Here is a 4,228-nt window from a genome sequence, read left to right on the forward strand (position 1 = left end):
GTCAGTTTTTTATTTTTATATAGAGTGTTATTCCTCTAACCACTCTCGCATTTATCGCATTAAAAAAGCCTTGTCCAACTATCTTGAACAAAGCTTGTAATTTTTATCTTTTAAGTTTATCATCTTGATTTTTATGTACACATCTTTTATAATTTATGTATATCTAAGAAGATAACAGCTATATTTTATATACTCTATGTTCTTCCAAAACATTTAGTATGTAACTTATAGTAAAAGATTACTATTTACTTAACTATTCGTCGTAGTTGGTATTAACTCATATAAGGTTTGGCGACCTTATTGAGATAGTAGTCTTTTTTATATTCAATTTTTTAATATAAGTTAATTATAATTCTAGTTATCAAAATTTACTAGTATTTTTCCATAATTTGCTCTATTTTTTGGTCTAAATGCTTGATTGGACTTTGCAATTTGTTTGTTTTGTGAAAAGTGGGAATGAGTGCAGGGGCTATGTTTAGCAACTCTAACATCTTAAAATATTTCTTCAATTCTTCTTTGCTATATTTTTTCTTTTTAGCATATCTTAGTTCTAAGTATTGCAATAGCTTCTTCTTACTATTTGTTTTTAATTTATTTGTTTCTTGTACTATTTTTTTAGTTGCAAAATAATCATAGAAATCTAGTCTAGTATTGCAGATGAAACGTTTATACTTAGTTAAAACTATATCTCTACATATGTATATATCATCAAAGTATGTTTTAAATGTCCTTCCATATTTTTTGAGTTCGTAACCAGCACATTTAACTTCTAATCTTAAAGTGTTAGTCGCAAGAGCCAAGTCAAGTTGGTTTATATTTATACTACTCTTATACATATCTACTTTACTTTTTAATGTTTTCAGTTGCTCCAGTTTATTGTAAAAATTAATAGTATATGTTTTATTTATGTTACTCTTATAATTATGCTTAGACTTTATGTAAACACTTGTATTTGTATCTATGTTATTTCGATCGACGTAGTTAATATATCTATTATCAGCTTTATCTTTTATAATTTGATTAAATAGCCTCAAATATAAATCTGCGTTTACATTATAAATATTAAATGTTACCTCCATGCTTGCAACTGTAAACTCTAATATGTCTAACTCTATGTTAAATAACTCTTTAAGCTTATTATTTATCTTTTGTCTTATTTCTTCTCTGTAACTATACAAATCATCTATGTTATGTACATGATTACCTTGTTTGAGTAGCATTACAAGCCTACCAGTTACATATATTCTCTCTGAATTTACTGCATATAGAAATCTTACTCCATTCCAAGCAAGTATATAAGATGAAATATATTCAATTACTTCTCCTGTCTTGAAATCTATATATTCATTGTAGTTCTTTTTAAGCTTTAAACTAAACTTACTTGTATCTAGCTTTACATTTTTATATAAGTTAACTCTATCTATCATACCCCACACCCCTTACGAAATCATCATCTGATACAATCATTAATACTATATTTACAGACTAAAAACATGATTGCAAAACAAAAAAATAAACTTTATAACACCATTAATTAAGGGGTAGTTTAACCCTGTAATTTTAAGACTTTTTGTGTTATGGAAATGGAAGGACTATAACAAAATAAAACTTTCTCTATCCTTACATATACCATATACACCCCCCTATAGCTATTACATATAGTATCTTAAACATAATTTACATACAAATAACTCTATAAATATAGAACGTTTGTACGCATTACTATGTCTATTTTTACATACAGACAAAAATTTTTTCTTGATGTGGAAATGGATGTGTTTTTTATGCTACTTCATATAAAATAACAATTTTAATTTTATGGTTGTAGAATGAATGAACAATATTAAAACTTATTAAGTTGCTACTTTTTTTCAGATATATCTATTAAAGCATCAATTAGACTTTCTATAGAGTTAGAATGTATCTCTTCTAAAAATCTTTTCGTTGCAAATACTTTATACTCTTTATTCGTAATAAGTATTATATAATGTTTTATTCTTTTTATTCGCTGAGACGCTAAGAAACGCTTATTGACTAGTCTTGAAAGCAGAGTTAATGTAGTTGTTGCTTTCCAGTTACAACTAGTCTCCATCTCTTCAATTAGTTCTTTTGATGTTACTATATCATTTTTAGCCCAAATAAACTTCATAACTTTTAATTCAGCCTGTGGTATCTTTTGCATGCTTTATATTCCTTTCATGTATAGATTACATATTTTTATCAAATAATAATTATATATATTTTTTACAAGATATTATGTCATTTATTATAGTAATATAGTTTTTATTTGAAATCAGTTTTTTAATCTATTATATTACAACTTTTGAAAGGATACAATGTAATAGAATAATATGAAAGGGAAGTACATATTTATGAAAGAATCTAACGAACTTGATTTTAAATTGATAGGTCAAAGAATTAAAATAGCTAGGATAAAAAAGAGATTAACACAAGAAGCAGTTGCAAATAGAGTAAATATAACGACTCAGCACATGAGCAATATCGAAACTGGAAATTCTAGTGTAAGTTTACCTACATTGATTTCTATCGCCAATGTACTTTATGTAACAATCGATGAACTATTATGTGATGCAATATTAAACTCTAAAATTATTTTTGAGAATGAGCTAAATGAAATCTTAAAGGATTGTAATGAGTATGAGACAAGATTTATAGTTGATATTGTAAAAGCTTCAAAGAAATCAATGAAAGACTTAAAAATGTTTCAAAATAAAATAGAAAATAGATATTAAATAGATAAAACTTAATTTTAAATATAAAACCTCTGAACATTAGCATTTACAACGTTTAGAGGTCTTTTTATGTTGTCAGTAGTTTTGGCATAAAAGTAAGTATTGTATGCCACACTCTACTGCCTACTAGCAATTACAATGCTTTCATACCCATGCTAGGTATATTTTCAAACCTCTTTTGTCAGTTATATGTCAGCAATATTACTAATCATACAAAAAAAGTAGGTTACTTTTTTTAAGCTGCCTACTTTTTTATTAATTAACTTAAAACTCATATAAGCCATTTTAAGCCTTCCTAATTTTGTTTTAATGGAATATTATACAAGTCATTAAGACTCATTGTAAATTTACTACATGAGGCTCAGCATAACATATCATATATTAATAATTACATATACATAGAGTACAATATTTAGAATTTAAAAAAGTGTATTTAATACTTAATAATATTTTTAAATAATGGTATAATAAAAACAAGAAGAACTATATTCTAATGTGCAATAGAGTAGAGTTCACTAATTTAGATTAATCTTTTTTGAACTTAATTTTCAGTTCAAAATCAAAGTCACTCTTTGCCGTAGAGTGGCTTTTTACTTTTATCTTAAATAATTTATTTATTAAATAAACTATTAGACTAGCAATTAAACTTGCTAATACACTTAGTAAAAATACGTCCATACCTCTTCACCTCCTTCCATAAAATTCAGAAGTAAGGTTTTCTTTGTATGAACTCCACTCTTAGATTATAGGTTACATCTTCTTGTTAAAATTATTATAACATAAATTACCATTTTTAAAATTTAGATAAAGTATTATTTATTTTGCTTTCTATCATTTTATTATCAATTCTTTTACATTCATTTCTATTACTCTATACTAAGGCTATGTTACATAAGTTTAGTAACTAATCATATTTATTCTTTGGTACAAAATACCCTATTAAAACCGTTACATTAGTTACAGTTCATACCTTACCCCCTCATAGCCCTAAGTATTTTAAAAGTATTATTTTAATTGATTTATCTATCAACCAATGCTACACCATAGGGAATTAGGAAATGGCTATTCTCCCCCTATATCCCAAAATATATTTAAGATATAAGAGGATATACAACACCACTTTTTCATGAGGTATCCGTATACCCTACGTTTTATTTGTTTGTATAAACTTATTCAACGTCAACTGTTCAAACTCGCTTAGGTCTAGTATTATCAAGTAGGATAATCATTCCTTTACAGTCGCCCCACACTAGGACAGGCACTCCACTTCTAAAGCCTTATTACTTTATTAGCTTGTCTAAGAAATTGTTCCTCCCCCTCAAACGGCACTGTCACGAGTGATTAACTCGTCAGTTTTTTATTTTTATATAGAGTGTTATTCCTCTAACCACTCTCGCATTTATCGCATTAAAAAAGCCTTGTCCAACTATCTTGAACAAAGCTTGTAATTTTTATCTTTTAAGTTTATCATCTTG

Annotated in this window: 4 protein-coding genes; 1 reads left to right on the top strand and 3 read right to left on the bottom strand. The window is 26.6% G+C overall.

Features of this window, described 5'->3' with window-relative positions; translation table 11 throughout:
• Positions 1 to 371: 371 nt before the first annotated feature.
• Both IC174_RS20475 and IC174_RS20480 read right to left on the bottom strand, forming a co-directional pair.
• The gene (locus IC174_RS20475; protein ID WP_227483913.1) at positions 372 to 1,427 is read right to left on the bottom strand and encodes a phage/plasmid replication protein; all 1,056 of its coding nucleotides are present in this window, start codon (positions 1,425 to 1,427) and stop codon (positions 372 to 374) included.
• A 434-nt stretch (positions 1,428 to 1,861) separates the two neighbouring features.
• A complete protein-coding gene (locus IC174_RS20480) occupies positions 1,862 to 2,182 on the bottom strand; it encodes a BlaI/MecI/CopY family transcriptional regulator (protein ID WP_227483914.1) in 321 nt (106 codons plus the stop codon).
• Between the two features lie 190 nt (positions 2,183 to 2,372).
• Here IC174_RS20480 and IC174_RS20485 point away from each other — a divergent pair, with 190 nt between their 5' ends.
• Entirely contained in the window at positions 2,373 to 2,753 is a 381-nt protein-coding gene (locus IC174_RS20485) for a helix-turn-helix domain-containing protein (protein WP_227483915.1), read from the top strand.
• A gap of 525 nt (positions 2,754 to 3,278) precedes the next feature.
• Here the strand turns inward: IC174_RS20485 and IC174_RS20490 are convergent.
• Positions 3,279 to 3,431 carry a type I toxin-antitoxin system toxin gene (locus IC174_RS20490; RefSeq protein ID WP_227483916.1) on the bottom strand — a complete coding sequence of 51 codons (153 nt, stop codon included), beginning with the start codon at positions 3,429 to 3,431 and terminating at the stop codon, positions 3,279 to 3,281.
• Positions 3,432 to 4,228: the final 797 nt, after the last annotated feature.

It is taken from the genome of Clostridioides sp. ES-S-0001-03 (assembly GCF_020676075.1).
Taxonomy (GTDB): domain Bacteria; phylum Bacillota; class Clostridia; order Peptostreptococcales; family Peptostreptococcaceae; genus Clostridioides.